Genomic DNA, 23,932 nt, shown 5'->3' on the forward strand with positions numbered 1-23,932 from the left:
GCCCTAGTGAGCTACTTTTTTWYTTTTTTGATGCTGCGCTCTGGAAACCATTTAAAAAAATTGGTTATCAGCGACTAGACTGTTGTGGTATTGATTGTAATAGGCGGCAATATCAATAGAAAAAATATCAGTATTCCAATAGCGATAACCTAACTCATAACTTATCACTTCGTCAGAAGTTAAGGTTTTGTTTTGATTAAACGTAAAAATTTGGGTATCTGTATCAAAGCCGACTTTAGCTTGATAGTCGGTAACTGCGGGCAATCTAACGGCTCTGGATATGCCAGTCCACAGTCTATGCTGTTTAGCTGCTTGCCAAAGCAAACGTAGCGACGGCTCATATTCAAAGTTGTTATTAGTGTGATGTTCAAATTTACTGCCTAAGGTAAGCTCAACATCATCATGTACTCGCCATTTGTCTTGCATAAAAATCGACAAGCGGTTGTTTTCAAATGTGCCAGGGCGATACTCCGTTTGAAAAAACTCGTTCAGCGGTGTTAATTCAACGAGGCTTAAACGATAGTTTAACCCCCATGTGAATTCATGCGCGGCATTGAGTGCTAAAATATGTTGGAAATCAATATCAATAATTTCACTTTGCAAGATATTTGGACTGGTCAAATCTTCTTGAGCGTGCAAGGTGTCGTAGAAAAATTGCGCAACCATGTGCGAAGCTAGCGATTGATTATAATTCCATTTCGCTAAAAGATTACCGCCTTGCTTTTCTACTCGGTTTAATACAAACGCATTCAGTTGCTGAGATTGTTGTGATGTAAGTGATTGATATTTAATGTTATTTTCATCGTACTGACCATAAAACATATCGCCTTGTAGCATGAGCGCATGTTGACCTTCGGCACTCGCCCAATCTACGCGAAAACCACCGCGTCCTGACGTCCATTCCTCTTCAGCGTCATAACCGAGCCGGTTGACAAAACTGTCGTCGCGTAAAAAATTTGCCATACACACGAGCCTGGCTTTGCTCGCTGAGCTGCCAGCCTTTACGCAAGGCCGCGCCGTATTTATCCCCGCCAAACGCCGTTATGTCTGACTCTTGGGTGTCGGCTGTATGCTTAGTAATAATATTAATCACGCCATTAACGGCGTTAGCGCCCCATACGCTGGCACCGGGGCCACGTATCACTTCAATGCGCTCAATATCATCTAGCACACGATCTTGTACATCCCAATACACGCCTTTATGTATTGGCGAATACAAGGAACGGCCATCCATTAAGACTAATAATTTATCAGCGACTAAGCCATTAAAACCCCGTGCAGAAATAGCCCAGCGAGTAGCGCTGATTCTAGCGACATGTAAGCCAGGCACCATGCGTAAAGCTTCGGGAATTGTTGTTGCGCCCGAGCGGCGAATATCGTCTTGTGTGATGACATAAGCCGCCGCTGCCGTATCGGTAAGCTGTTGTTCCGTGCGGGTGACGGAAACAACTTTGCTATTCATGAGTTCTTCTATGCTTAATTGCGCTAAGCCTTCAGTCTCGTCGGCATAACAGTTTGATAAATAACTGCTTAAACAGATGATGAGCAATAATAAGCGTAGAGTCAGCATGTCGATGTTTAGCAATAACGCAGTGGCTTTAACTTATTGATTGATTTGTCGGGTTAATTTTCTAGGGCCTAATACTGTTGTTTGCGTGCTATCTAAACACAGGGCTTCGACACCATAATCTTCGCTATTGGTCGCATTTTTTCTGACGACGAGTCCATAAGTCCCTGAACCATCGGAGCTATTAGAAATCCACGCAGATGAGGTCGATGTGCTTTCGCTATCAAATACTGTTAGGGTGGGATTGCTGTCTTTACCAAAACTGGCATAAACAACGGCGGCAGAATTAAAAATGGTGTTTAGGTCAATGACTCGAATTTTAGCTTCTGTTGTCCCTGATGGGCAGGTAAACGAATAGACATCAACCGCCTCTAGGGCCTCACCTAAACTACCTGTAACTTGTAACGCAGATGTCAGAGTAGGGATGGTGCTTAATGTTAGTATGGTTGTGTATTTAATGAGATTTTGCGGTAGCGTGATGAACATGATTGTTCTCCTAGCGTTAGTTAAGAGCAATCGCTAAGCAAGCCAGGGATTGCAGCGATACCAGTAAAACATACTCTAGCGCGTTCTTGTTAGAGGTGATGATAAATACTATGAAAAATTATGAAGAAAAATGAAAGTGAAGAGAAGTGCGTGTAATAACGTCTTTAGTGAATTAGGGTGGCCAACTTAAGACGGGGCAGGTCATTCAGAACGTATAGCGCCAGGGATGGTGTGTAATAGGGCAATGTAGGAGCAGTTGCCGAGGACGCTGTAAACACATCGTCCGTATTTAGCATTGTCCCGTCTAAAGTGCATAGCCGTGAATTATAGATAGGCATAAAAAAAGGGGGCCGAAGCCCCCCTATAATGAGCGCACCTCAAACTTGTCCGGCAGGTTTATTTTTGTTGAGTGAGGGGGTTAACACCTTAGGTGGCTCGATAACCTCACTTTTTTCCTGCTTGTTAATATTCATTTTATTCATAATTCCATCGTCTTTAGGCGGTTCAGGGTCTTTACCGCTCATCAACGCGTCGATTTGGTCTCTGTCGATGGTTTCCCATTTCATTAAGGCATCCGCCATTTTGTGCAAGATGCTAATGTTTTCCGATAAGAGAGTTTCAGCGCGTTGATAGTTCCTATCAATGACGGCACGAATTTCTTCATCAATTTGATGAGCGACATTCGCGGAAACTTTACTGCCTTGATAACCTGGATAACCCATAAATGGCGAGCCGTTATCTTCGCTATACACTAAAGGTCCTAAGCGATCTGAGAAGCCCCAGCGTGTAACCATGTTTCTGGCCAGTTCGGTTGCACGTTCTATATCGTTAGAAGCCCCTGTTGTGACTCTATCGCCACCGTAAATCATCAGCTCAGCAATTCTGCCGCCAAAAAGACTCGCGATTTGGCTTTCTAACTTGCGTTTGCTCGCACTGTATTGGTCGCGTTCAGGTAAGAACATGGTTATTCCCAAAGCGCGTCCTCTTGGCATGATGCTAACTTTATAGACAGGGTCATGGTCGGGTGATAATTCGCCGACAATGCAGTGACCGGCTTCGTGATAGGCCGTCAATAACTTATCGTCTTCACTCATCACCATAGAGTGTTTTTCCGCTCCCATGAGAATCTTGTCTTTAGCTTTTTCAAGGTCGCTCATGCTCACTACTTTCTTATTGGCCCTTGCGGCAAATAAAGCAGCTTCGTTGACGACATTAGCCAGCTCTGCACCTGAAAAACCAGGCGTGCCCCGTGCGATATATTTGACCTCTACATCAGCGGCAACCGGCACTTTTTTTGATATGAACATTTAAGATTTGTTCTCTACCGCGTACATCTGGCAGGCCGACATTAACTTGGCGGTCAAAAACGTCCTGGTCTTAATAAGGCTTTATCTAAGATGTCAGCACGGTTAGTCGCTGCGATAATAATCACACCTTCGTTGCCGTTGAACCCATCCATTTCAACCAATAATTGGTTTAACGTTTGTTCGCGTTCGTCGTTGCCTCCGCCGATACCTGCGCCACCGCGCTGTCTACCGACTGCATCAATCTCGTCGATAAATATAATGCAAGGCGCATGTTCTTTGGCTTGTGCAAACATGTCTCTCACCCGTGATGCGCCAACACCTACGAACATTTCGACGAAATCAGAACCTGAGATAGTGAAGAATTTAACACCTGCTTCACCGGCAATGGCTCTGGCGATTAAAGTTTTACCGGTACCTGGAGGACCAACCATTAAGATGCCGCGTGGAATTTTGCCGCCTAATTGTTGAAACTTCGCAGGGTCTTTTAAGAAATCGACTAATTCTGCGACTTCTTCCTTAGCTTCTTCACAGCCCGCAACGTCTGCAAACGTTACGGTCATTTTGTCTTCTTCCAGCATCTTGGCTTTGCTCTTGCCGAATTGGTTACCGCCAAGGCCGCCATTAGCTTGCATTCGCCGGGTGTAAATAATCCATACCGTGATTAATAGCAGCATCGGAAACCAAGAGATGAAAATCTGCATGAATAACGATTGTTGCGCAGGTGGCACGGTTCTAATTTGCACCTTATTGGTGAGTAAATCGTCAATTAGGTGCGGGTCGCCAGGGTTGTAGGTTTCAAAATGTTGCCCATCCATAGAGCGAATTTTGATAAGCGGCCCAGTGATTTCGACTTTGTCGATTAAGCCATTTTTAACTTTGACAATAAACTCAGAATACGACAGCGATTCTTGCATCTGTGGCGTAGCGTTCATTCGTTCGTAAATCATGTAAGCGCCTGTTAAGACAATGATCCATAACAGTGCATTAAAAATATGTTTTTTCATCTTCATCTCCTGATCTTCATAAAGATCACTTATATAACTTCACACCTTTAGTTAAGACATTGGTTAGCATGTTAATACAACGCCCCCCATCGCTGTTTTATGTTTATTGATAACTTGCAGTAAACACGCAAGATTAATGCCTAATCAATTAAAACATCTTTGTTGCTAAAAGTCTTTATGTCGGCGATCTGTTATAAGAAGCAGTGTAATTGGTTGCCGTAGTTTAATTTCATTTTATTAAGCGCCATGACTTGGATTTGCCGTACGCGTTCTCGAGTTAGATTCAGCTCGGTGCCTATCTCTTGTAATGTCGATTCTTTGTCACAATCCATACCAAAATGTGCGCAAACGATTTTGGCCTCGCGTGGATTTAGGCAGGTTATCGCTTTATTGATTAATTGCTCCAAATCGTCTTTAGCCATGGTTTCAAAAGCATGGGTAAACACATGTTGTTCAATAAAATCAATCGGGGAAAAGCTGTCTTCATCATCACTGGTGTTTTCCAGTGAGATTGCGGTTTGCGAGATAGTAAAAATTGTATTGATTTCGTCTTCACTGAGTTTGGTGTACTCAGCGATTTCTTGAATCGTTGGGTCTAAGCCTGTTTTAGCTGATAATTCAGTTTTGGCACGAAACACTTTATTAATATTAGCGACTTGTCCACATGGGATTCGCACGAGTCGCTCCGAGCGAGATAAAGACCTAGATATGGCTTGGCGTATCCAGTAGCCCGCGTACGTTGAAAATTGAAAGCCTAACCGGTAGTCAAATTTATCCACCGCTTTAAGAAGCCCCGTTTGCCCTTCTTGTACTAAATCGTCAAAGTCTAAAAAGCTGGATTTATATTGGTTGGCAATAAACATGACAAGCTTGGTATTAGCTTTGGCTAATTCTTGTCGGGTTCTTAACCATGATTGTTCGGCAGTTAATAACTCGGCGGCATATTCAAGCCTCATCGGCAAGGGTAGAAACAGAAAGTCTTGTTCTTCTTGCGAATAAGCATGATTGTCTAAAAAGTCCAGTAAGCGCTTTTTACTGAGTCGATGACGGCGTTTTTGTACAGCAATTTTTGCTTGTTGGTTGTTATGCTGATTTAACAGCGTGGATTGTTCGTGTTTATCGAACTGAACCATGTAAGCAATGATGTCAGTAATACTTGTTAAGTCATTAAACGAGTAAGGAAATTTGCTTAAGCTGTCGTTTGCAAGCGTATCGTCTGAGGGTTGTTCTGACGAAAACAAGCTGTGATAGTGTTTTCTGACTTCTGCTAACGATTGTCCTAAATCGGAATTTGCTACGGCTGAGTCATCGTCTGCATCATTGTCTGGCAATTTTTCATATTCGTTAAGCAGCCATAATGCGGTTACAGGGAAATGCGCTAGTGCGTTAATCAAGCGTATTTTATGTTCGTTAAGATCGCGTGCGATTTGAACGTTAATGTGTTCTGTGTTATCAGAACTACGAGGTTGTTTATCTATTCGGCTAGCACTACTACTATCTGTATTAGCATTGATACCGAATTCGCGTCTTGATAATTGTTCTGATAAATAAGCCATTACACCAATCCTTCCTCTTAAAGAATACGATGACACAGGATGTCGGTGCTACATACATCCCGACGAAATGATTATTTCGAAACTATGACAAATAAATAATTTAATAGTTTTTTACTCAGTAATTTATTATTTATTTTTTGTTTATTAATCATTTCGGGTCAATATATCAATGCCATTGGGTTTTGTCAACATATATCTTTACAAAAGTTGTACAAAATATTTTGTGGTTGTCTAAGTGTGCATTCGTTGGCTTTATGATTAGTAAATATGTTCGTGAGCAATATCAGTGGTTAAGAATTGCAAAATACTGTGCTGTTCATAAAAGTTTCCGTAAGCTAACAATAACTTAGCGTATGCAGCTTCGATTGATATGCCCCATAATATTTCAGCACCTGCTTGTTGTAAGTCCAAAGTGGTTTGATAACACGCCTCAGATTGGTAGGCGGGGGCGAGGTAAACAGGGATGTGTTGTGTTTGACAAAGTTGGACAAATTCTGTGAGTTGGTAGTGTTTACCAAATGCGCTACTCGTGCAAGCCGTGCCTGAGTGGTATAAGTCGTGTAAAACAATTTGAACAGTGTCTAAATTAATCGTGCGATAATCTAAGCCAGGGTAAGGTCTAATTAGTGTGATGGTATGAGCAAACTCAGCTTTTAATAAAAAGCGACTGTGGGGACGGTTTTTTTCTGTTAGTTGGGTAAAATGTCCATTTTCATAGCGCATATAGGCTTGATGACGGACACTGATAAAATCACTGCTCAACGGTAAACAACTCGCTAAACGAGTCGCTAAGTGAATCAGCATGGGCTGACCTGGATTTTGGTAGGCCACGTAGACGCCTGGTTGATTAATCTTCTTAATAAATTCTATGGCACAGATAAAGTTAGCTAAGCCATTAGCTTGGGGTTGTGTTAACGGTTGATGGCTAGATACGAGTAGCATTGGCTTGTTTACGTTGTGAAAATATAAACCAAGCAGTGCTGCCGTATAGCTTAAGGTATCCGTGCCATGCGTGATGATAACTCCATCGTATTCGTCCAAGTTTTGTGCAACTAGGGCGGTTATCAAGTCAGTCCATGCTTTAGGTGCTAAATTTTCACTGAGCAAGTAGTACGGTTGTAGTGTTGTAAACTGTAGGTTGTGTGCATCAACATAGTGTTGGTTAAATAATTCCAATAACAAAAAGGGCGTATTGTTGGAAGTGTTAATTGCACCTTTGTCAATACTAGAGCCTATCGTGCCGCCGGTAAAAACTAATAAAATTTTCATTATGTGTATGTTAGGAGAGTAAGAGTGGAAATTGCGCTCATTGCCGCTATTGCCAGTAATCGTGCGATTGGCGTAAATAATAAAATGCCTTGGCACTTAAGCGCAGACTTAAAGCGATTTAAGCAGTTGACGATGGGGTTTCCTATCATCATGGGTAGAAAAACCTTTGAGTCTATTGCTAAACCGTTACCTGGTCGAACCAATATCATTATCAGCAGAAATCTTAGCTGGCAACAACCCGGTTGTTTAGTTTTTACTAGCCTTGAGCAAGCTTTATTAGCGGCTGAACAGTTATCCGAGCGAGTGTTCGTGATTGGTGGTGCGACGTTATATCAAGCGTTATTACCGCAAGCATCGGTATTATATTTAACCGAGATTCAACAAGACTTTGCGGGTGATACTTTTTTTCCCTGATTGGCGTGGCCAAGAGTGGCGAGAAACTGAGCGTATTGATATTGATAATGACCCTTCGGTAAACTTTTCTTACAGCTTTGTGACATGGGTTAAAGCCGATAGCGTGCTTTGAATGCGGTAATATCTGGCTCCAACGTAAGGTAGGACAGGGTATTCAGGGTGCAGGACGCCGTAAATACATCCCTGTAGCTTGGTGGCAGCATCCTTGCTGCCAACACCTGCACCCTAAATACCCTGTCCCTACTTTATAGTGTGTAGCCTAAAATCTGAGCAAAATGCATAGAATCCGGTTAAAATGCCAGAATTTGACGTTAATTTTGAAACAAAGCAAGCGCTTGGTAGCAATCATGCAGACAAAATACAATACTGATGACTTAAGAATTTGCGGCATTAAAGAGGTCATTCCACCGGTGCAAGTTCATGATGAACTACCTATTACAGAAGCATCGGCGGCTACGACCCTAGCAGCAAGATCGGATATTCATAAAATTTTAGCGGGTGACGATGACAGGGTTTTAGTGGTGATTGGCCCTTGTTCTATTCATGACCCAGCAGCAGCGTTAGAATATGCTCAGCGCTTAAAAACGCTTAAAGATGAGTTAGTCGACGATTTGTTAATCGTGATGCGGGTTTATTTTGAAAAGCCAAGGACGACAGTGGGCTGGAAAGGGCTAATTAATGACCCAGATTTAGATTCAAGCTTTAATATCAATAAAGGCTTGCGCATGGCTAGAAAATTATTGCTCGATGTTAGCGATATGGGAATGCCTGCCGCAACGGAATACTTGGATTTAATCAGTCCGCAATACATTTCTGACTTAATCGCTTGGGGTGCGATTGGAGCGAGAACCACGGAAAGTCAAGGTCATAGAGAGTTAGCGTCGGGCGTTTTCGTGTCCGATTGGTTTTAAAAACTCAACCGATGGTACGATAAAAATCGCTATTGATGCGATTGGTGCCGCGATGAGTCCGCATCATTTCTTATCATTAACAAAAGCAGGACACTCGGCGATTTTTTCGACCACCGGTAATCAAGATGTGCATATTATTTTGCGTGGTGGTAACGATAGACCGAATTATGATGCGGTCAGCGTTGAGCAAGTTGCTCAGGGTTTAGTGAAAGCTGGCTTAAGACCTAATATCATGATTGATTTTAGTCACGCTAATAGTCTAAAACAATGCCAACGACAATTAATTGTCGGTGAAGATGTTGGTAAACAAATAGCTAGCGGTGACCATAGGATTATGGGCGTAATGATCGAAAGCCATTTAGTGGCCGGTAGTCAAAAAATTATCCCAGGTCAACCATTGGTCTATGGACAAAGTATTACTGATGCGTGTTTATCATGGGATGATACCGTGCCATTATTGAAAGACTTAGCTACAGCCGTACAACAAAGACGGCTAGTCGATAAAAACAGGAGTTTGCTTTAATGATGATTTATGTCAACGGTGAATCAAAGCAATATGCTGAGGCGATTACCGTGAGTGATTTATTATCGGATTTAAGTTTAACCGGCAAAAAAATTGCCGTTGAATTAAATAAAGAAATATTACCTTTTACCCGTTTTGCTGAACAAGTGTTAAGCGAGGGCGATTGTATCGAGATTGTCCATGCCATAGGTGGCGGGCAGCCTAGCGATGCTTTAGTGATTGCGGGCGTTTCCTATCAGTCGCGCTTATTAGTCGGCACAGGTAAGTATAAAGACTTGCAAGAAACGCAGTTAGCCATTGAAGCTAGTGGTGCTGAAATTGTTACTGTTGCGATTCGTCGTACCAACATTGGGCAACATCAAAACGAGCCTAATCTATTAGACGTAATTTCGCCTGAACGTTATACCATTTTGCCAAATACTGCTGGCTGCTATACTGCCGAAGAAGCCGTTAGAACATGCCGTTTAGCGCGTGAATTATTAAATGGTCATTCATTAGTTAAACTTGAAGTGTTAGCCGACCAGAAAACCTTATTTCCCGATGTTGCCGAAACCTATATAGCGGCTCAGCAGTTGGTTAAAGATGGCTTTGACGTTATGGTTTATACCAATGACGACCCCATTGCTGCCAAAAGATTAGAAGAGATAGGCTGTGTTGCCGTTATGCCGTTAGCAGCACCGATTGGCTCAGGCTTAGGCATACGCAATCCTTACAATATCTTAACGATTATTGAAAATGCTAACGTGCCTATATTAGTCGATGCAGGCGTGGGTACGGCATCAGATGCTGCGATAGCGATGGAGCTAGGCTGTCACGGAGTGTTAATGAATACGGCGATTGCGGCCGCGCAAAATCCAATTCTTATGGCAAGTGCAATGAAAAAAGCGATAGAGGCTGGCAGAGAAGCCTTTTTAGCGGGGCGTATGCCTAAACGTCGGTTTGCATCAGCGTCTTCGCCTATTGATGGATTGTTTTTTTAAGTGCTTGCAATGTGGTTCTAATGAATGTTGAAAATGGGGTAACGCTTAGGAAAATCCGTAGCTTTATCCGTAGGCAAGGGCGCTTAACCAGTGCACAAGAATATGCGTTAACCCATTATTGGGATATTTACTGTTTAGATTCTACCCAATCACACGATTTTAAAAAGGTTTTTGCCAATGACGCGCCGTTATTGCTGGAAATCGGCTTTGGTAATGGTGAAGCGTTAGCGAAAATGGCAGCTGATAATTTGGATAAAAATTTTATCGGCATAGAAGTGCATAAACCCGGTATTGGGCATTTGCTATTACTATTACAGCAGCAAGGCCTAACTAATGTGCGTATTTTTTTGTGACGATGCGGTAGATGTTTTACAAAAACAATTTCCGGATAACAGCCTTAGTGGGTTACATTTGTTTTTTTCCAGACCCTTGGCCTAAGAAAAAAACATCATAAACGCCGCATTGTTAATGCTGAGTTTGTTGAGTTATTAAGCCGAAAATTAACGCAAGGCGGTTATTTTCATGCGGCTACTGATTGGCAACATTATGCTGAAGCAATGTTGGTAGTTTTATCGGCGCAGCCCGATTTGTGCAATACAAGCTTGCAACAAGGTTTTGTTTCTAGGCCAGATTATAGGTTGTTAACGAAATTTGAACAACGTGGCTTACGCTTAGGCCACGGTGTTTGGGACCTGATTTTCACTAAGCGTTGCCATGACAACTAAACTCAAGCATTAACTCGGTTTATTCCGGTTTGTTTAAGGAGGTGGGTTTATGCATAATGTAGCTAGGTTGCTCTATCAATCAATATTTTTCCAATCAATATTAACTGAGGTTGACTAACTATGACTGAACTAATCGGTAGCGGGATTGAGCTAATGTTTGTGGGTATGGGCATTGTTTATGTATTTTTAGCGATGTTAGTGTTTGCTATTAACACTATGTCGGCAATTGTACAACGTTTTTTTTCCAGAGCCCCCGGCGGCATCGATTACTGTGCCTACAGTGAGTAACCCACTCGATAAAACAACCGTAGCGGCGATTACTGCGGCTATTCATCAATATCGTAGCGAGCATCGTTAGTTAGTCTTTCGCGCCAAAACGGGCTATGCACTTTAGGCGGGACAATGCCGTCCCTAATTAAGTTGGTAACTCAAAAACGTGTCAACGGGTGTGATGAGGGCGATAATACAGGTTTTCGATGTATCGGTTCGCTTGTAACCAACAATAAGTAGCGTTAAAAACGTAGCAAATTCAAGGATGCGGTGTGCAATCAATGCCATAACCGCTATGGTAAAGATTTACAGCTTAAAGAGATTCCAGGAGAAATCATCATGACCCAGAAAAAGCCCTTAAGTATTACCGAAGTCGTCCTAAGGGACGCGCATCAATCTATTTTAGCCACGCGTTTTCGCATTGAGGATATGCTGCCTATTTGCGCTAAGCTTGACGAGGTGGGTTATTGGTCTATCGAATCTTGGGGCGGTGCGACGTTTTGACGCATGTATCCGGTATTTAGGTGAAGACCCTTGGGAAAGATTAAGATTGTTAAAAGCAGCGATGCCTAATACACGCCAACAAATGTTATTGCGTGGACAAAATATTTTAGGGTATCGCCATTATGCTGACGATGTGGTTGAAAAATTCGTTGAGCGTTGCGTGGTTAATGGTATCGATGTTTTTCGCATTTTTGATGCAATGAATGATATGCGCAATATCGAACAGGCCGTTAAAGCCGTATTAGCTACCGGTATGCATGCGCAAGGTACGATTTCTTATACGACTAGTCCGGTTCATACTATCGATATGTGGGTTAGCTTAGGCAAACAAATCGAAGACATGGGGGCGCATTCGATTTGTATTAAAGATATGGCCGGTTTATTAAAACCTTATGATGCCTATGAATTGGTGACTAAACTTAAAGCTAACACTCAATTGCCGATTCATCTACACAGTCATGCCACAACGGGTTTAAGCGTCGCCACATTGATTAAAGCTGCTGAAGCGGGTATTGATAATGTTGATACGGCGATTTCGTCAATGAGCATGACGTATGGCCATAGCGCAACGGAAACCATTGTTGCTAGTTTAGAAGACACTGAACGAGCAACCAGTCTTAATTTAGTGTTATTAGAAGAAATTGCAGCTTATTTCAGAGAAATTCGTAAGAAATATGCCCAATTTGAAGGTAGCTTAAAAGGCGTAGACAGCCGCATTTTGGTCGCGCAAGTGCCAGGTGGTATGTTAACCAATATGGAAAGTCAGCTTAAAGAGCAGGGCGCGTCTGATAAATTTGACGAGGTGATTAAAGAAATTCCACGTGTGCGTGAGGACTTAGGTTTTATTCCATTGGTTACACCGACATCACAAATCGTTGGTAGCCAAGCCGTGTTAAATGTATTGAACGGCGAACGCTATAAAACGATTACGAAAGAAACGGCCGGGGTTTTAAAAGGCGAATACGGTGCAACGCCAGCGCCTGTTAACTCGGCCTTGCAACAGCGGATATTAAACGGTGAAGCGCCGATTACTTGTCGACCGGCTGATTTATTAGAGCCAGAAATGGCTAAATTAATCGCCGATGTGCAAGCCAAAGCTAAAGCTGAAGGTGTCACGTTAGCGGCGAACGTTGAAGAAGATGCATTGATTAACGGTATGTTTGCACAAGTGGGCTGGAAGTTTATTGCTAATCGCGGTAACCCAAGTGCATTTGAGCCAGTACCTACCGGTGACACATCAGCAAACACCAGCGATAGTATCAAATCAACCCCAGTTAATAGCGGGATTGAAACCTATGTGGTTAATGTCGATGGACGCAATTTTAACGTTGCTGTCGGACCTGGCGGCGCGACGCTGACAATAAAGCCTAGTTCGGACGGTAAAGGTAGTGATAACTCGGTGCATAGTTCGGGTGTTGTTGTTCATGCGCCTATGGCTGGGAACATATTAAAAATCCTTGTGACCGAGGGTAGCGAAGTAAGTGAAGGTCAAATTGTCGTGATTATGGAAGCGATGAAAATGGAGACCGAAGTGAGATCAAAATTTGCTGGGGTTGTGACTGCGGTACATGTTAAAGAAGGTAGCGCCGTTGCTGGCGGTAATGCCTTGATTTCGTTATAACAATTAAAAGAGAACGCTATGGATAATCTGATTTCATTATGGCACAGCACGGGGATTTATAATTTCACAAGCGGCCAAGCATTTATGATGTTAGTCGGTTTTGTTTTGTTGTTTTTAGCGATAAAAAAAGGGTTTGAGCCGTTACTTTTATTGCCCATTGGCTTTGGAGCAGTATTAAGCAATATTCCCGTTGCTGATATGGCGCAAGAAGGGGGCATTCTTTATTATCTTTACTTTGGCATTAAAGCAGGTATTTTTCCGTTGCTCATTTTTATGGGGGTGGGAGCGATGACTGATTTTGGTCCTATGCTAGCGAATCCTAAAACGCTGCTATTAGGCGCAGCCGCACAATTTGGTATTTTCGCATCGTTAATTGGTGCGCTCGCATTAAATTTAGTGCCAGGTTTAGAATTCACGTTAAAAGATGCGGCCGCGATTGGTATTATCGGCGGTGCTGATGGTCCTACGGCGATTTATGTGGCCTCAAAATTAGCGCCTGATTTATTAGGCGCGATTGCCGTCGCAGCTTATTCGTACATGGCATTAGTGCCGTTAATTCAGCCGCCTATTATGCGCGCTTTAACTACTGAAGCAGAGCGCAAAATTGAGATGCAGCAAATGCGCTCGGTGAGTAAAGCAGAAAAAATCGTGTTTCCGTTGATGTTGTTAGTGTTATCAGCTTTATTATTGCCGTCTGCAACACCGTTAATAGGCATGTTTGCGTTAGGCAATTTAATGAATGCCTGTGGTGTCGTCGAGCGCTTAAGCCAAACTGCGCAAAATGAGTTAATTAATATCGTCACGATTTTTTTAGGCTTGTCAGTAGGCTCTAAATTAAGCGCAGAAGCGTTTTTGCAAGCCGAAACCTTGGGTATTTTAGCGTTAGGTGCATGTGCGTTTGCGATAGGTACAGCGTCTGGCGTCATTATGGCTAAGATTATGAATCGCTTTAGTTCTACGCCAATCAATCCATTAATCGGCGCGGCTGGCGTTTCGGCAGTACCTATGGCGGCACGAGTAGCCAACAAATTAGGTTTGGAAAGCAATCCGCACAATTTCTTACTAATGCACGCTATGGGGCCTAACGTCGCTGGAGTGATAGGTTCAGCGGTGGCAGCAGGTGTGTTACTAAGCTTGGTTAAGTAATCCTGCTTAGTTAAATGATGGATAGAAGTCTTTTTGTTGACGGAGTGGATTTTTATCCGTAGCCAGTCAACAATCAAAGGAGGCTCTAAGGCAAAAGCCCATCATCCTTTCATTTGGCTTATTTTATATATTCCATTTGGAGCATTGGGTGGTTTTGTCAGTGTTGCTCTTACTTTTCTAGCGACGAAAAAGGGGTTATCCATAACAGAAGGCTCGTTGATTGTTGCTTCTCAGTTGTTGGTTTCCTGGCTAAAGTGGCTTTGGGCGCCTTTAGTAGACGTGAGTTTGAATCCCAAAAAGTGGTATCTTTTTGCTACCTCGTTTTCAGGGTTTGGTGTCTTTGCTATGGCTTCAATACCTTTAGGGCGCGATACGCTTTGGCTGCTATTAGTCATTATCGCTGCATCTAATGTCGTTAACTCAATTGTCGGCATGTCGGTTGAAGCCATGATTTCTTATCTGACGCCTAAACATGAGATAGGGCGGGTCAGCGCTTGGCTTCAAACGGGCAATTTGGGTGGGACTGGCTTAGGAGGCGCTCTTGGGCTTTTTCTCCTGCAAAATTTACCGCAGGCATGGATGTCTGGCGCAATTATGGGCGGATTTTTTTTACTTTGTTGCTTGGCTCTTCTTCCGCTTGAGCATGTTCCCCCCCATGTGACCAATCAAGGAGCGATAGAGTCAATAAAAACAGTTGCATCCGGCTTCTGGCAAATGGTGAAAGCGCCGGCAGGTGTGCTAGCTTCATTATTATGTATTCTGCCTATTGCAACGGGTTCCGCACAAGCAACGCTAACCCAGGCTGCTGTTGCAGCTTATTGGTCGGCAGGTGAGGCAGATGTGGAGCTTGTTCAAGGCGTGTTAGCCGGATTTTTTAATTCTATTGGCTGTTTTGTGGGTGGATGGGTGTGCTTACGCATGAATGCCCATAAGGCTTATGTGCTGTTTGGTATAGTCATGGCCTTCATTGCGCTTGCGATGGCGCAATCGCCTAATACAGTATCTATGTATGTTTTTTGGAATATTCTATATTCCTGGATTGTCGGAATGTCCTACTCAGCGTTTACCGCTATGGCTTTGACAGTGATTGATAAAGGGGCTGCGGCCACAGCATACAATGTATTTGCATCGCTCTCTAATTTTCCGCTTTGGTGGTTGGGATTGCTATTAGGATGGGTGGCTGATGAAAAAGGCGCAAAAGTAATGTTAATGACCGAATCAGCGCTAGGTTTAGTCGGAGTAGCGATTTTTATATTCGTCGAACGGAAGCTCAGCGCGCTCTTTTTCAACAGTTACTGATTAAGCTGGCATTGGGTTTGTAAATTAATTGCTCGGCAGGTTTAATATAGCGGCGTATAAAAATACGCCGCGCCGCAGTCTTCGCCTTTTGGGCAATCTTCACTATCAGCGCCTACGATTACGCGTTGACCATCATCAGATAACCCCAGTGCACTGCCGAAATCTCCACCTAAGTCGAAACCACCTGTTCCAGCAGTTGGGCTAGTAATTCGGCCTAGCTCTTGCCAATGTATACCTTGGCGTTGGAAAAAGTAGACCGCTCCACAGTTGCCTTGTGCGCAATCGGCATCAGACGTACCGACTGCTGCCTTTGTGCCATCGGCTGTTAACGCCAGGGTTTCACCAAAATAATTGTTTTCATGTCTGTCCAATGCGGTAAAGCTGGATTCTAATTGCAATAATTTGCCATTGCGTCGGTATGAGAATACTGCACCGCAATTGTCGAAACCACCTGGACAATCTTGAGCATTATCTGCGTTATCTGCTGCAATTAAAGCGCGGCTACCATCTTGCGATAACGCTAAGGCATTGCCAAAGCGCGCGGCAAACCGTTGCTTAGGCAGCTTAATGACTTGTAAGCGCTGCCAGTCGTTATTTTTAAAGCTATAAGACCAGACGCTGTTTATGGCGCGATAACCGATTAAAGCTGTCAAACCATTTTGAGATAAGGCTGTTGTTGAGCCGAAAAAGCCCAAGCTTTTATCAACAGGTTGTGTGCCATTGAGCATCTTAACCAAAGTCCATTTGTTTTCTTGTTGACGAAAAAAATACGCCGCCCCGCAAATATCATCGATATCAGTGCAAGCTTTATATTCAGCACCTACCAATAATGTTTTGCCATCGCCTGATAATGCCAAGCTAGCACCAAATAATTCATCGTCTGTCACGGCTGGGTCGGTAACGATATGCTGTAAGCGCCACTGTTGATTTTGGCGCTGATAAACGGCAACACCGGAGCATTTGAAATAAATGTAATAAGGCACACCCCAAAAGAGATACGAATACGTCCCTGAAGCGCCCACGACTAAGGTATTGCCATCTTTAGATAAGGCGACAGTATTACCGAAGGCAGGGTCACTGGTACACAGTAAATCTTTAGGTCGTGATAGCGTTTGGCTGAACTGCCACTTATTATTGCTAAAAACGTATAGACTGGTTTTGCCATAAGAGCCGATTGCCATGACGTTGCCATTACCAGATAAGGCGACAGCGACGCCGCTATGCGTGAACGGTTTGTTCGATACTATAGAGGTATGGGGTTGGTCGCTAATGAGGTCAGCTTTTATCGAGCTGGTTATGAGTAAAATAACCATAAGACACACTTGTAGCGACCTATTGCTCATAAACAACCTCAGGGTAAGTGGAGACTATGAGGCAATGAGTTTAAATGCTAATCAGCTTAGTGTAAACGCTTTTATTGCATAAAAGCCAGAGTCATGACGGACTTTATACCATGTCCAGAAATCAATTAATCACTCTGAAAGTTTGTACAATATACGCCTACCAACGTAAGGCGGGACAGGAAATTCAGGGGGCATAACGCCAGGGACCCCGTGTAGTAGGAACCGTAGAGCAGTTGTCGTGGACACCGTAAATACATCCCTGTAGGCTTTGCGGCAGTATCCCTGATGCCGACACTTTTGCTCTGTCTCTGTCCTTTCTTACGTTGGTAGTCAAAATTATTACTGGTCTAATTGTTCTTTTGCTATTGTTGTTTTAGAGGGGGAGGTGTTTTTACACCATAACCCCTCATAAGAGAAACAAGTCCAACCCCAGCGCAACCAATTTAACAACACGACGGCAAGCCATAATGACCATGCCAGCATACAGAGGCGATAGACCATGATGGGTACCGATATTACGGTCGCTTGCGGTAAATGCGCGTCAGTTAGGTCTTGATACCAATTTAAATAACTGGCATAGGATTGGTTACCAGTAATGCGCATATCCGGTGTGCTTAGCAGACCTTGGGCAACAGCAGAAAATAACACGCCTAGTGAAATTAGCGTTAATACCACTAAGCCAATTTGTACAGCATTAAAATAAGGTAGCGCTTGAGTTTGTCGACTGCGCCAGCCTAATAAGATTAACCATATACAGACTAGCGCGCCTAAGCCTAACCATATTTGACTTAAGCCAATCCATAGTAAAAACCATTGCCATGTCGCTAATGGGGTTAAGCGAATTTTGCTAAAGCCATAAGCAATTAACATCAATACGACGAAAATACCCCAAAATAATACTGCGGGTCCTAAGCGTGGGCCAAAGCAAAACAATACCCAACGGTCTTCGGCCAAACTGACATGAATATTAGCGTTAACACTCGCTACGCCCATATCGACATCGGAGGTGGTTAATAAAGTCGTGATAGGTGTGTCTTCTTCTTGCCAATTAAGCGCTAATGCTTGCTTGCCGGGTGTAACCGGAAAGCTAAGCTTGCGGTCTTGTTGTCGTATAGGGTGGCTATCGCCGTTAATGGCAACCGACTGTAGACGCGCATGTTCCGGTAACACTATCGTGTGTTGACCACCTTGTGAGCTTAATACGTTAAATTTTAATTCCACCGTGCGAATGCGTTGACCTGGCGTAACGGTTAAATCGCTATGCTCAATTGTTAAGGTTGGGCCTGCAACCGCTTCAGGACGTGCGATATGTAAACTTAACGTTTCACCCGGCCACGGATGCCATTCGCGTAACCAGTGCTCGGAATGGTCTAGTCGCATCATGGCGATGCCATCGGTGTTGATATGCCAAATCGGGCTGACATCGGCGCGCCAGACTTCCAACCAAGCATCGGTTTTGGCGGCGGTAAGTGTTAATTCGCCGGTTTTTTCTAATACGGATTGCCAAGTAAAGCTTTCTTGTTGTGCGCTTAGCGCGACTTCGACGGCATTTTGTTTAACATGAACACCAGGGCTAGTTACCGATTCGCCCGGTAGTAGTGGCACGGATAATAAAATCGCTCCTGAAGCTGGCGCGACTCGGTTAATCGATGTTGTTACGCGCCAATCCAAACCTAACTCTAATTGGCGTTCAATTTTTAACAAAACTGGGGATAGTTGAAGGTGTTAAGGTCGGCACCGTGTTATCGACTTGGCGGCTACGGGTAAATTGCAGTTGTGTTTCGGCGATGCCATTATCGCGTAAGCCTTGCACATCCCAGTTACGTGCTTCTACCGTCGTATATTTAGGTTTTAACGGTAATGGCAGCGTAAACTTAGTTAATAACGGTGCCGGGCCTCGTAATTGTATTTGTTGAGCGCCGGGTGGTATTTGTAGCCATAGGCTATTATCCATTTTGACCATAGCAGTTTCCGACTTGCCATTCGTCAACACTTGATTAGGTAGCCATTGCTCAGCTTCGGCTGGTAACGGAATATAGACAGTTTCATAGGCATGTACCGTTAACGCTAGGTTTAGCTCAGTTTCATTAATGCTGACATGCATTTGTTGAATCTGGGCACAAGACGGTAAGCAATCTGGCGGTGTTTTTTCTTGTAAACGGCTTTTTAATTCGTTTAATAATTTTTCATCAGGAAAGTCAACAGCATAAATATTATTAGATGCCAAGCACAGCGGTAGTAATAATACGAGCATGGCTAGGTTTGCACCACCCGGCCAAAAACGTCGCCAATGATAGGTCGTTAAACCGATAAACATGTGCACGGCGAGGATAACCAGGCAAAGCACTCGTAAAAAGTTAAGTAGCTTAGTCATCAACGGTGGCGAGTACCATAAGTGCAGCGGTTGTTCGGCATCAACGCTGCCATGCCATGATAATTCAATCGTTTGCCAATGCCATTCCGGTAACCCAGGTCCTGTTTGTACATGCGCGGAGGGGTCTATGCGTTCGGTTTTTAAACTAGCGATAGGCGAGGCGGCAGAATAGGCTTGTTTAGCTAAGCGTTCTGCATATTGCCGACGTTTTGCGGGTACGGCGCTGTCACTCTCGGCGACGCCTTGTTGCATAGCCTCCTCTTGTTGAGCCGCATCTTCGGGCATAGAGCCTTTATCAGCCATGTCGTTAGCCGCGCCAACCATTGGCGGTTCTGTGGCTGGCATGGAAGCAGGCGCTGGTGTGTAAACGTTATCATCACCATAGCCAAATTCTAATTGCGGATATAAACCGGTGCGTACTTGGGTTACTATAAATGGCAGCGCTTGTACGACTAATAATAAAAACACGGCATAGCGATAATAACTTAGCCATTGGCGGATACCGCCTTGTTGTGGCAACACTTTTAACAACGCGGTAGCACCTAGGATATGCAACCATAACCAATGCGGCGCATCGGCTTCATGCCAAATTAAGGTTAACGTCACGAGTGCCATAACACCCCATGCAATACTCCAGATTCTGCTGGTGGCTAATGAAGCGATTAATACTAAGAATAAATCCAGTAACGTCCAGCGCGACACCCAACTTTCAGGCACATTATCAACGCCTGTTGCCGCTAACAAACGCCAACCCGGTGGTAAGTTTAATTCTGCTGTAACGCTTTGAAAGGTTTGCTCCCAACCTACGGCTTTAATTTGTTGAATATTGCCGTTAATTCGGCTATCGGCCGTTAAATTTAACAAGCCTTTGCGAACTTCTACGCCTTGTTTATTACTACCCGGTTCACGGGTAATCAACTGATTGTCACCTTCTAATGCTAATTTACCCAATTTAGTTTCGGGTAAGGCATTTAAGCGCCAACCACTGGTTAATTTGCCAGAAATCGTATCGCTGACGGTATAACCACCGCCGTCAAAGTCTAGCCATAATTTGCGCGTTAAGCTAAGTTGGTTAGGTTCGGGATTAGGGTCGCCACGCCGAATTAATTTAAATGTCATTGCTTGGCCTTGCTCAATACCATAAGCGGGCAAGGCTTTCCATTCGTCAGGTAATGTCGTTTGGCTTGCATCTAAAGCCGATACATTTTCAATTTCTACTACGCGTAAATCAGGTCTAGCATCGAATACCCACAGTTCAGATTGGGGCCAAATTGCGGTCTTTTCGTTGTTGTCGGTTTGTTGCTGAACCAGCGTTAATTCGCTTAGTTCAGCAGTGCTACGCGCATTAATATCGATTTCCCAATGGCCTGGACGAATTTGCAGTAGTAACCGACCATCGGTCTCTAATTTTGCCGGTAGTGGTGAGTTAAGCGCTAACGGTATAAAACCGTCTGGCAATACCTTAGCTAAATTCAGCTCGCGTTGATCACCTGATACGTCAAAAACCAGTCGAGTTAACAGCTCTAGTGGTACATCATCGGTGATTTTTCGATACACTTGCAAGGCGACATTATTTTGTTGGTCAGGTGTAGCTTGAGCATGTTCACTTTCCTTCAGCCAAATTTGCCCATCGCGTAACGTCGGCGTGGCAATATCGTGGCCATTAATATGTAATTTAATTAAGCCAATATCGTTAGGCAGCGCAAAGTTGTCGGGCAGATTATCCCAGATAAATTCGCCGGTAATTAAATAGTCGACAGCTTGTTTATCGGCCAGAAGCTTAATCATAGGTAGTCCATCTTTATCAATGACTAATGCCGTTTGTTGATTGACGCTAACGTTTAACGGCCAGTGTTGGTCATCACCTGGTAGCGTTATCCAACTGTCTTTATAGACTTTAACGCGAAAAGAAAATTGTCCACGCTTAGTGGTAAGCGCTAGGTCAACTGCACTAGGCCACATACAACGTTGCTGTTGGTTGTCGCTGTATAAAAATGGGCAAGTTAGCTCGATACGTTCTGGCGTAACCCAACTCAGCCAAGGCTTTAATGGTTCTGGTACGTGCTCAGGTTTAATTGGTTCAGCCCAGGTGGTAGTAAAAAATAATAAACCCAATAAACCAAGCCAATACATTAATATCGCCATAAATCCTCCCAAGTATAATGACTGTCTGTAAAAAAACAGATTATTGTGTAAGCATTCACGCCCCCTCCGAGTCTCCCCTAACTAGGGGAAGGTTGGGGTTACTGCCATCAAGTTAAGAGATAGATATTAGGAATCAAGTAATTAGATTTGTGTAGGTTGGGTTAGCGATAGCGTAACCCAACATTTAACGCTCCGATGTTGTCGGGTTACGCTATCGCTAACCCGACCTACAGCTGCAATGCGTTGTTACAAAAACACAATCGTAACTTCATGAATATTAATATTTATTCCTTAACTTAATGGCAGTGAGGGTTGTGGTAGGGGCTGAATAATTACATTATTGTTAGCTGTTAACCGCACATTTCGCACATACACCATGAATTTCAATCGCTTTACTATGAGCGCTAAAACCCGCTTGTTTAAATTCTTCGTTTAACACGTGCATGACATGTTGAGCGGTGCGTTCTTCAACTTCATGACATAGCTTACAAATTAACAGTAATTGCTCGTGCTTGTGATCGGAGCAACGGCAGCCGACAAAGGCATTTAAACTCTCAACTCTGTGAATTAAGCCTTGTTCGATTAAGAAATCTAACGCACGATAAATAGTCGCAGGTTTCGCAGCGTGTTGCAGCGGTTTGATTTTGTCGAGCAAATCATACGCTTTAACCGCTTTATGACTTTCCCAAATCAGCGCCAATACTTGTTGTCGAATCGATGTCAGTTGTACACCCCGTTCTAAGCAAAGCTGTTCGGCAGTTTTTAATGCTTTATGTACGCACTGCTGATGGTCATGGCTTGCTGCGGGCAGGTAGAAATCTCATTATTTTCAGGAGGCATAGTCATAACAAACAATCATGTAAAGGGCTTAATATTAACACGGCAATAGTAATAAATGAGTAACTCAGATATTATCTGCTTAGGACATTCGCTTATTGAGCGGGCCATCTAGTTTTTCAACTATAAGGAATTCACATGAAAAAAAAATTATTAATGGTTGCGTTAACCAGTTTACTTGCTTTAACAGCTTGTAGCGATGAGCAATCTAGCGATGACACACCAGTTAATGATATACAAAGCTCAAGTACTGCTAAACCAAGTACTGCTCCAGCTGTTAAACCTACTAGTCCTGCCGCTAGCTCAGAAGATTTAGATACGGATATAGAAGGCGAAATTAATAAAGATGAAATCGAGCAAGATGATGATTTCAAAGAAGACCCTAGCACCTACCAAACAGAAGACGAAGCCGAGTTTGACGAACCTATTATGGAAGAAGACGCACCAAGTAACGACGATACAAAAGTAGACTCACAACCTGAAGCCAAACCTGCGCCTAAAACTAATCAAACTGAACCAAAAACTCAAAAATAAAGGTGTTACTATGCAAGGCGATACTTTAGTTATTAAACATTTAAACACATTATTAGCCGGTGAATTAACAGCAATAGACCAGTATTTTATCCATTCGCGTATGTATGAAAACTGGGGTTACGCAAAACTTTATGAGCGCATTAGCCATGAAGTGCACGATGAAATGAGTCATGCGGATGCTTTAATTAAGCGCATTTTGTTTTTAGAGGGTACCCCTAATTTATCAGTACGTGAACCGCTAAACGTAGGTTGTGATGTTCCCGAAATGCTCAAGAATGACTTAGCCTTAGAACTGAGTGTCGTCACACAACTTAGAGAGGTGATGGCATATTGTGAGTCTGTGCGTGATTTTCAAACTCGAGAAATTTTGCTCAAAATGTTAGAAGACACCGAACATGACCATGCGCATTGGCTGGAACAGCAATTAGGACTGATAGAAAAAGTAGGTCTCGCTAATTACTTACAAACACAAATGGGCGGTCAGTCTAGCTGAGTGTTGCCGTTTTTTCGTTTTCGCAGGATAAACGAAGTAAACGATTACTCTGAACATGCAAGTAAAAATCTGCGCAAACAATCCAAGCCAAACAGGGCCGCTTGGGTTTGTTTGCGCTTAGTCGTTCCTGCAAGTCTGGTTCTGGCGGTAAACGAGCCGTGCTGAGCGGTAATAATGACGGTCGTTAATTCAACGCTGTAGTCGCTATTAATAAAAGTATCTCGTGTTTCAGAATAGCTTTGGCTTAATACTATATCGGCACCGCTATGAGCGAGTAAGGCATTGAGCGTTTCGGTTAAGGGTTGGCAGTCAGCTTGATACTGGCTGCTTAATAACCAGTTTGCCCCAGCGCATAAGGCGGCCATCATGCCCTGGCTAGCGGTTTCAATCAGCGCTAGGCTTAAGCCTTTTGAAGCCATTAATTGCTGTACTGTTGCGGCTAAGTCAGTGTCGTCATCGTTACCCTCAATGGTTGCAAAGACCGCCTCGCCCAGCTTGGCATTAATTTGATTCAGCAATGCTAAGCGTTCTAGTTCAGGATAATCCGGTGCGAATAATAATTTAGTTTGCACTTCGTTAAGCGCCGCTCTAAAGCCTAATTGCACAGTAGGTGGAATAACGATT

17 protein-coding genes and 5 pseudogenes are annotated in these 23,932 nt (G+C 43.5%); 11 read left to right on the forward strand and 11 right to left on the reverse strand.

What is annotated here, in order from left to right:
• Window positions 1-51 precede the first annotated feature (51 nt).
• The 6 genes and pseudogenes from VZ94_RS23175 to VZ94_RS14275 form a co-directional block, all read right to left on the reverse strand.
• On the reverse strand, window positions 52-963 hold the full coding sequence (locus VZ94_RS23175; RefSeq protein ID WP_052700561.1) for a TonB-dependent receptor plug domain-containing protein: 912 nt from the start codon (window positions 961-963) through the stop codon (window positions 52-54).
• Window positions 914-1,570: a TonB-dependent receptor plug domain-containing protein gene (locus VZ94_RS23180; RefSeq protein ID WP_052700562.1), complete on the reverse strand. Its 657-nt coding sequence runs from the start codon at window positions 1,568-1,570 to the stop codon at window positions 914-916. Before VZ94_RS23180 ends, VZ94_RS23175 begins: the two co-directional genes overlap by 50 nt.
• Window positions 1,571-1,603: 33 nt before the next feature.
• The gene (locus tag VZ94_RS14260) at window positions 1,604-2,053 is read right to left on the reverse strand and encodes a hypothetical protein (protein WP_045779743.1); all 450 of its coding nucleotides are present in this window, start codon (window positions 2,051-2,053) and stop codon (window positions 1,604-1,606) included.
• A gap of 377 nt (window positions 2,054-2,430) precedes the next feature.
• A pseudogene (gene ftsH / locus VZ94_RS14265) lies at window positions 2,431-4,364 on the reverse strand (ATP-dependent zinc metalloprotease FtsH).
• A gap of 191 nt (window positions 4,365-4,555) precedes the next feature.
• On the reverse strand, window positions 4,556-5,920 hold the full coding sequence (locus tag VZ94_RS14270) for a sigma-70 family RNA polymerase sigma factor (RefSeq protein ID WP_239649958.1): 1,365 nt from the start codon (window positions 5,918-5,920) through the stop codon (window positions 4,556-4,558).
• 258 nt (window positions 5,921-6,178) lie between these two features.
• On the reverse strand, window positions 6,179-7,189 hold the full coding sequence (locus VZ94_RS14275; protein ID WP_045779744.1) for an asparaginase domain-containing protein: 1,011 nt from the start codon (window positions 7,187-7,189) through the stop codon (window positions 6,179-6,181).
• A gap of 24 nt (window positions 7,190-7,213) precedes the next feature.
• On the opposite strand from VZ94_RS14275, the gene VZ94_RS14280 reads away from it, so the two are divergent.
• From VZ94_RS14280 to VZ94_RS14315, 9 genes and pseudogenes are all read left to right on the forward strand, one after another.
• Window positions 7,214-7,603, forward strand: coding sequence for a dihydrofolate reductase (locus VZ94_RS14280; RefSeq protein ID WP_045779753.1), 390 nt, complete (start codon window positions 7,214-7,216; stop codon window positions 7,601-7,603).
• Window positions 7,578-7,715, forward strand: a complete 138-nt coding sequence (locus VZ94_RS32220; protein WP_338040420.1) for a dihydrofolate reductase family protein — start codon at window positions 7,578-7,580, stop codon at window positions 7,713-7,715. The genes VZ94_RS14280 and VZ94_RS32220 overlap by 26 nt, the downstream gene beginning before the upstream one ends.
• Window positions 7,716-7,950: 235 nt before the next feature.
• Window positions 7,951-9,037: pseudogene (gene aroG, locus VZ94_RS14285) on the forward strand (3-deoxy-7-phosphoheptulonate synthase AroG).
• Window positions 9,037-10,017: a sulfur carrier protein ThiS gene (thiS, locus tag VZ94_RS14290; RefSeq protein WP_045779745.1), complete on the forward strand. Its 981-nt coding sequence runs from the start codon at window positions 9,037-9,039 to the stop codon at window positions 10,015-10,017. Before aroG ends, thiS begins: the two are co-directional and overlap by 1 nt.
• A gap of 20 nt (window positions 10,018-10,037) precedes the next feature.
• Window positions 10,038-10,742 (forward strand): annotated as a pseudogene (gene trmB, locus VZ94_RS14295) (tRNA (guanosine(46)-N7)-methyltransferase TrmB).
• Window positions 10,743-10,862: 120 nt separating this feature from the next.
• Entirely contained in the window at window positions 10,863-11,030 is a 168-nt protein-coding gene (locus VZ94_RS14300; protein ID WP_239649959.1) for an OadG family protein, read from the forward strand.
• A gap of 321 nt (window positions 11,031-11,351) precedes the next feature.
• Window positions 11,352-13,137 (forward strand): annotated as a pseudogene (oadA, locus tag VZ94_RS14305) (sodium-extruding oxaloacetate decarboxylase subunit alpha).
• Window positions 13,138-13,155: 18 nt separating this feature from the next.
• A complete protein-coding gene (locus VZ94_RS14310; RefSeq protein WP_045779746.1) occupies window positions 13,156-14,283 on the forward strand; it encodes a sodium ion-translocating decarboxylase subunit beta in 1,128 nt (375 codons plus the stop codon).
• A 36-nt stretch (window positions 14,284-14,319) separates the two neighbouring features.
• On the forward strand, window positions 14,320-15,582 hold the full coding sequence (locus tag VZ94_RS14315) for an MFS transporter (protein ID WP_157844940.1): 1,263 nt from the start codon (window positions 14,320-14,322) through the stop codon (window positions 15,580-15,582).
• A gap of 41 nt (window positions 15,583-15,623) precedes the next feature.
• Here VZ94_RS14315 and VZ94_RS14320 read toward each other — a convergent pair whose 3' ends face one another.
• From VZ94_RS14320 to VZ94_RS14330, 4 genes are all read right to left on the reverse strand, one after another.
• On the reverse strand, window positions 15,624-16,925 hold the full coding sequence (locus tag VZ94_RS14320) for a Kelch repeat-containing protein (RefSeq protein ID WP_131655571.1): 1,302 nt from the start codon (window positions 16,923-16,925) through the stop codon (window positions 15,624-15,626).
• Window positions 16,926-17,264: 339 nt separating this feature from the next.
• Window positions 17,265-18,629 carry a hypothetical protein gene (locus VZ94_RS29255; protein ID WP_239649960.1) on the reverse strand — a complete coding sequence of 455 codons (1,365 nt, stop codon included), beginning with the start codon at window positions 18,627-18,629 and terminating at the stop codon, window positions 17,265-17,267.
• The gene (locus tag VZ94_RS14325) at window positions 18,616-21,444 is read right to left on the reverse strand and encodes a hypothetical protein (protein ID WP_239649961.1); all 2,829 of its coding nucleotides are present in this window, start codon (window positions 21,442-21,444) and stop codon (window positions 18,616-18,618) included. The genes VZ94_RS29255 and VZ94_RS14325 overlap by 14 nt, the downstream gene beginning before the upstream one ends.
• A 343-nt stretch (window positions 21,445-21,787) precedes the next feature.
• A complete protein-coding gene (locus tag VZ94_RS14330; protein ID WP_045779749.1) occupies window positions 21,788-22,255 on the reverse strand; it encodes a transcriptional repressor in 468 nt (155 codons plus the stop codon).
• A 164-nt stretch (window positions 22,256-22,419) separates the two neighbouring features.
• On the opposite strand from VZ94_RS14330, the gene VZ94_RS14335 reads away from it, so the two are divergent.
• Together VZ94_RS14335 and bfr are read left to right on the forward strand one after the other, a co-directional pair.
• Complete coding sequence (locus VZ94_RS14335; protein ID WP_045779750.1) at window positions 22,420-22,815, forward strand: hypothetical protein; 396 nt, start codon at window positions 22,420-22,422, stop codon at window positions 22,813-22,815.
• A gap of 10 nt (window positions 22,816-22,825) precedes the next feature.
• A complete protein-coding gene (bfr, locus tag VZ94_RS14340) occupies window positions 22,826-23,308 on the forward strand; it encodes a bacterioferritin (protein ID WP_045779751.1) in 483 nt (160 codons plus the stop codon).
• A gap of 44 nt (window positions 23,309-23,352) precedes the next feature.
• On the opposite strand, the pseudogene VZ94_RS26020 reads toward bfr, so the two are convergent.
• A pseudogene (locus VZ94_RS26020) lies at window positions 23,353-23,932 on the reverse strand (competence/damage-inducible protein A); the annotation flags it as partial.

It is taken from the genome of Methylocucumis oryzae, from assembly GCF_000963695.1.
Taxonomy (GTDB): Bacteria; Pseudomonadota; Gammaproteobacteria; order Methylococcales; family Methylomonadaceae; genus Methylovulum; species Methylovulum oryzae.

Excerpts from the sequence above, each read along its gene's own strand:
- VZ94_RS14310 (WP_045779746.1), top strand. The coding sequence starts at position 13,156 with ATGGATAATCTGATTTCATTATGGCACAGCACGGGGATTTATAATTTC.
- VZ94_RS14320 (WP_131655571.1), bottom strand. The coding sequence starts at position 16,925 with ATGAGCAATAGGTCGCTACAAGTGTGTCTTATGGTTATTTTACTCATA.
- VZ94_RS14275 (WP_045779744.1), bottom strand. The coding sequence starts at position 7,189 with ATGAAAATTTTATTAGTTTTTACCGGCGGCACGATAGGCTCTAGTATT.
- VZ94_RS14270 (WP_239649958.1), bottom strand. The coding sequence starts at position 5,920 with ATGGCTTATTTATCAGAACAATTATCAAGACGCGAATTCGGTATCAAT.
- VZ94_RS14325 (WP_239649961.1), bottom strand. The coding sequence starts at position 21,444 with ATGGCGATATTAATGTATTGGCTTGGTTTATTGGGTTTATTATTTTTT.
- VZ94_RS23180 (WP_052700562.1), bottom strand. The coding sequence starts at position 1,570 with ATGCTGACTCTACGCTTATTATTGCTCATCATCTGTTTAAGCAGTTAT.
- bfr (WP_045779751.1), top strand. The coding sequence starts at position 22,826 with ATGCAAGGCGATACTTTAGTTATTAAACATTTAAACACATTATTAGCC.
- VZ94_RS14300 (WP_239649959.1), top strand. The coding sequence starts at position 10,863 with ATGACTGAACTAATCGGTAGCGGGATTGAGCTAATGTTTGTGGGTATG.
- VZ94_RS23175 (WP_052700561.1), bottom strand. The coding sequence starts at position 963 with ATGGCAAATTTTTTACGCGACGACAGTTTTGTCAACCGGCTCGGTTAT.
- VZ94_RS14260 (WP_045779743.1), bottom strand. The coding sequence starts at position 2,053 with ATGTTCATCACGCTACCGCAAAATCTCATTAAATACACAACCATACTA.
- VZ94_RS14335 (WP_045779750.1), top strand. The coding sequence starts at position 22,420 with ATGAAAAAAAAATTATTAATGGTTGCGTTAACCAGTTTACTTGCTTTA.
- thiS (WP_045779745.1), top strand. The coding sequence starts at position 9,037 with ATGATGATTTATGTCAACGGTGAATCAAAGCAATATGCTGAGGCGATT.